At 64.3% G+C, this 4429-nt stretch carries 5 protein-coding genes and 1 tRNA gene; 4 read left to right on the top strand and 2 right to left on the bottom strand.

What is annotated here, in order from left to right; genetic code table 11:
* From cobS to EN969_RS18600, 3 genes are all read left to right on the top strand, one after another.
* On the top strand, positions 1-721 hold a 721-nt coding region (gene cobS, locus EN969_RS18610; RefSeq protein ID WP_127419297.1), incomplete at its 5' end, for an adenosylcobinamide-GDP ribazoletransferase.
* Between the two features lie 52 nt (positions 722-773).
* A complete protein-coding gene (gene cobT / locus EN969_RS18605; RefSeq protein ID WP_063168250.1) occupies positions 774-1784 on the top strand; it encodes a nicotinate-nucleotide--dimethylbenzimidazole phosphoribosyltransferase in 1011 nt (336 codons plus the stop codon).
* 89 nt (positions 1785-1873) lie between these two features.
* Positions 1874-2134, top strand: a complete 261-nt coding sequence (locus EN969_RS18600; protein WP_063168251.1) for a hypothetical protein — start codon at positions 1874-1876, stop codon at positions 2132-2134.
* Positions 2135-2247: 113 nt separating this feature from the next.
* On the opposite strand, the gene EN969_RS18595 is transcribed toward EN969_RS18600, so the two are convergent.
* A tRNA-Lys gene (locus EN969_RS18595) sits at positions 2248-2323 on the bottom strand.
* A gap of 106 nt (positions 2324-2429) precedes the next feature.
* Positions 2430-3338 (bottom strand): PhzF family phenazine biosynthesis protein, encoded by a 909-nt coding sequence (locus tag EN969_RS18590; protein WP_063168252.1) that lies wholly within the window; start codon positions 3336-3338, stop codon positions 2430-2432.
* A 101-nt stretch (positions 3339-3439) separates the two neighbouring features.
* Between EN969_RS18590 and EN969_RS18585 the strand changes: the two genes are divergently transcribed.
* Positions 3440-4429: efflux RND transporter periplasmic adaptor subunit (locus EN969_RS18585; protein WP_127419296.1), on the top strand; the 990-nt coding region annotated here is incomplete at its 3' end.

Genomic DNA, 4429 nt, shown 5'->3' with positions numbered 1-4429 from the left:
CTGCCTGGTCTTCTTCACCAGGCTGCCGCTGCCCGTCTTCGATTTTCGCGGCCGCAGCCTTGCCGCGGCGATCTGGGCCGCCCCCATCGCCGGTCTCGTCGTCGGCCTGATCGGCGCCATCGTTTTTGCCACGGCGGAACGGTTCGGCCTTGCCATGGGGCCGGCGGCCGCACTTGCCCTTATGGCAACCCTGCTCACCACCGGCTGCCTGCATGAGGACGGCCTGTCCGACGTCGCCGACGGTTTTGGCGGCGGCAAATCGCGCGGCCGCAAACTTGAGATCATGCGCGACAGCCGCATCGGCGCCTATGGTGCGGCGGCGCTGGCTCTGTCGCTGCTGGTCCGCTGGAGCGCGCTGTCGGAGTTCGTCGATCCCACACAGGCCCTGTTTGCCCTCCTGGCCGCACACGCGGCCTCGCGCGGCCTGCTTGGCGCCTTCATGCATCTCTTGCCTCCAGCGCGCGTCGACGGCCTCTCGGTCGACGCCGGCACCGTCTCGCAGGAAACCGCCATAGCCGGCGCCTTGCTCGGCGCGATCCCGCTTCTCTTGCTCGGGCTGGGCGGCGCCGTCTTCGCGCTGATCCTGCTTGGCCTGCTGTTTGCCGCATTCCGCGCCCTTTGCTTCAACCAGATCGAGGGCCAGACCGGCGACACGATCGGCGCCTTGCAGCAGGCAAGCGAGATCGCGGTGCTGCTCGTCGCTTCCGTAGCGCTTTCCTGATCCCTTTGGCCTGATTCTCGCGGCCTGATTCCTTTTCGGAGACTTTGCCCCCATGCCCTTCAAATCCCTTAGTGAATTGCGCGCCGCCTGCCTCGACCTGCCGGCTGGCAGCGATGCCGCGGCCAATGCGGTCGCCCGCCGCCAGGACACGCTGACCAAGCCGCAAGGCAGCCTCGGCCGGCTCGAGACCATCGCCGCGTGGCTGGCGCGCTGGCAGGGCCGCGACATGCCGAAACTCGACCGCGTCAAGGTTTTCGTCTTCGCCGGCAACCACGGCGTCACCGCGCAAGGTGTGTCGGCCTATCCCTCGGAAGTCACCGTGCAGATGGTGGCGAATTTCGCTGGCGGCGGTGCCGCCATCAACCAGCTTGCCCGCATGGCCGGCGCCGAACTCGACGTCATCCCGCTCGATCTCGACCATCCGACCGGCGACTTCACCCAAGGTCCGGCAATGGACGAAGCGGCCTTTCTGGCGGCGGTCTCGGCCGGCTATGATGCGGTGACGAAGGATCTGGACCTTATCTGCTTCGGCGAAATGGGTATCGGCAACACCACGCCGGCAGCGGCCGTTTCAGCAGCCCTGTTCGGCGGCGGCGCGGAAAAGTGGACAGGGCGCGGCACCGGCGTCGATGACGCCGGCTTGAAGCGCAAGGTGGTCGCCATCGAAGCCGGCCTGAAGCGCCATGCCGCAGCCCTCGCCGACCCGCTTGCTATCGCTGCCGTGCTCGGCGGACGCGAACTGGCCGCCATCTTCGGCGCCACGCTCGCCGCCCGACATCTCGGCATACCCGTGCTGCTCGACGGCTTCGTCTGCACCGCCGCCGCAGCCCCGCTGTCGAAGCTGCACCCGACCGGCCTCGCCCACACCATCGCAGCCCATGTCTCCGCTGAGTCAGGCCATCGCGGCCTGCTCGAAGCGCTCGGCCTGCCGCCGCTGCTCGACCTCGGCATGCGGCTCGGCGAAGGCTCCGGCGCCTGCCTCGCCGTCAACATCGTCCGCTCGGCGCTGGAGTGCCATGCCCGCATGGCGAGTTTTGCCGAGGCTGGCGTTTCGGAGAAGTAATTATTCATTCCCCGTATCGGCCGACAAAGATGCCGTTGTCACGACAAAGGAGGCATCTTACCGTAACGGCGATTCTCAAATAGATTTTTGTGGATGAAGAAATTTCATCCTGCCGCAGCTGCGGTGTTATCGCCGGGGCGGTCGCTGTTGTGTTCCGTCACAGCAGCTATTCAAGTCATGGCCCGATCGACACCGGCATTTTCGTTGTCTTCCTGGTCTTCTTCTGGTGGCCCATCAGCGATTTCTCCGGGGGAAAAGACGGAATTGGCGCCAGCGATGCTGCAGCCGGGGAAAAGAGCCTTGCTTTTCGATTCGGCCGGTTTCTGAGCCGCATTTTTCAACTCGGCTAAATCGCCACAAGATCCGGATAGCGCGTTTGAAGAATCACGGTCGGACAGCCTTGCCCGAGATGCGCCAAACGCGTCTCGCTTTCAGGGTCTTTCCACCAACTCTTCTAGGAATTTGGTGGGTGCGCACAGGATTGAACTGTGGACCCGCTGATTAAGAGTCAGCTGCTCTACCAACTGAGCTACGCACCCACTCGGCCGGCAAAAACCGGCGTTGGCGGGCATATAGCCGCCACCATCGGTCCTGTCCAGCCCTGCCGGAATCATTTCCCGACAAATCGACCGAGCATGCGTTCGATCAAACGAACAGCTTGCCCTCCGCCACCTTGATTGCGTTGCCGCCGATGCGCGCCGAGGCCAGTTTTCCGCCTTGCACGGTCAGTTCGAGGCGGATGCGCGATGGCCGGCCCATCTCCAGCCCCTGCTCGATCCACAGCTGTGAAATGCCATCGGTCGGCGCGTCGAAATGCATGATGGCGCCGGCAAAGGCGGCTGCCGCCGAGCCGGTCGCCGGATCCTCATAGGAAGGCGTGCCAGGCACGATCATGCGCACATGGAAGGCGCTTTCGTGGTTCACCGTCTCGCGGCAGTAGACATAGGGGCTGGCGAAGGCCCATTCGCTCTTGCGCGGCGCCAGTTCCGACCAGGCCTGGTTGTCCAGCCGGATGCGACCCGCCGCCTCGAGATTGGCAACCGGGATGGTGACATAGGGCACGCCCGCCGACCAGAACGCGACGCGGTGATTCTCGAAGCCGATCTCATGCGGCGTCAACCCAAGCGCGGCACCGATCGCCTCCGGATCGGCATCGAGCTTCAGCGGCTCCGGCAGCTTGGCCAGGTCGAACTCGGCAAAAGTGTTGCCGTCATGCTTGCTGACGGCGCACCGCACCGGACCGATGTTTTCCTCCAGCACGAAGATGCCGGCGCCGCCCTCTTCCGCCAGTTCGGCCAGCGCGATCGCGGCGCCGACCGTCGGATGGCCGGCGAACGGCATTTCATAGTCGGGCGTGAAGATGCGGATGCGGTTTTTGTGCTTGGGATTGGCCGGCGGCAGGACGAACACCGATTCGGACAGGTTGAATTCGCGCGCGATGGCCTGCATCGCGGCCGTGTCCAATCCCTTGCTGTCGAGCACGACGGCCAAAGGATTGCCGGCCAGTCGCTCGGTCGTAAACACATCGTAAAGCAAGTAATTCCGGGTTTTCATTCCTGCCTCAATCCCAACATGGGCGAAATTTAATTTGATATTTGAACCGGTAAGCCTGATCTGTGCACAGATAGGGACATTGCGCATTATAGGGGTCCAGCGTGGACCAGATTGTCAATCTGCCAAAGACGGAATCGGATTCCGCCATCGAGACGGCGCTTGGGCTCGACCAGACAGGCCGGCGCAGATCGCGCCGTCGTGGGTGGCTCTATGCGTTGCTGGCGCTGATCGTGCTCGCCGCCGCGCTTGGCCTCTATCAATGGTATGCGGGCTCGCCGGCCAGGATTGACTACACCACAGTGCCTGCCGCCAAGGCCGACCTCACCGTCGCGGTGTCGGCGACCGGCACGTTGCAGCCACTCACCCAGGTCGATATTTCAAGCGAACTGTCCGGCATCATCCGCTCGGTCTCGGCCGAGGAGAACCAGCAGGTCAAGAAGGGTGACGTGCTGGCGACACTCGACACGGTGAAACTCGAAGTCCAGATCGAGCGCGCCGAAGCTTCGGCCAAGGCCGCCGCCGCCAATGTCGAGGACGCCACGGTTACGCTGGCCGAAAACGAGAAGGCGCTGGTGCGCGCCGCCGAACTGACCAGGCGCGGCATGGCGACCGACCAGTCGCTTGAAGCGGCAACCGCCACGCGCGACCGTTCCAAGGCAGCTCTCGACAGTGCGCAGGCCAACCTCGCCATCGCCCAGGCCGACCTCAAGGCGCAGCAGACCGACCTTGCCAAGAGCACAATCTATGCGCCGATCGACGGCATCGTTTTGACGCGCTCGGTCGATCCCGGCCAGACGGTCGCCTCCTCGCTGCAGGCGCCGGTGCTGTTCATCATCGCCGCCGATCTCAGGAACATGGAACTGGTGGCGGCGGTCGACGAGGCCGACATCGGTGCGGTCAAATCCGGCCAGCATGCCCGCTTCACCGTCGATGCCTTCCCCGAGCGGCCGTTCGATGCCGAGATCCGCGACATCTCCTATGCCTCGGTCACCACCGACGGCGTCGTCACCTACAATGCGCGGCTCGAGGTCGACAACAACGAGCTGCTGCTGCGGCCCGGCATGACCGCCACCGTTTCGGTCGTCACCAAG

Source organism: Mesorhizobium sp. M7A.F.Ca.CA.003.01.2.1 (assembly GCF_003998945.1).
GTDB classification, from domain to species: domain Bacteria; phylum Pseudomonadota; class Alphaproteobacteria; order Rhizobiales; family Rhizobiaceae; genus Mesorhizobium; species Mesorhizobium ciceri.
Note: the sequence above shows the minus strand (reverse complement) of the source record. Positions and strands in the feature narration are given on the sequence as shown.

Bases quoted from the DNA above. Each gene is read 5' to 3' on its own strand.
- cobT (WP_063168250.1), top strand. From the start codon at position 774: ATGCCCTTCAAATCCCTTAGTGAATTGCGCGCCGCCTGCCTCGACCTG.
- EN969_RS18590 (WP_063168252.1), bottom strand. From the start codon at position 3,338: ATGAAAACCCGGAATTACTTGCTTTACGATGTGTTTACGACCGAGCGA.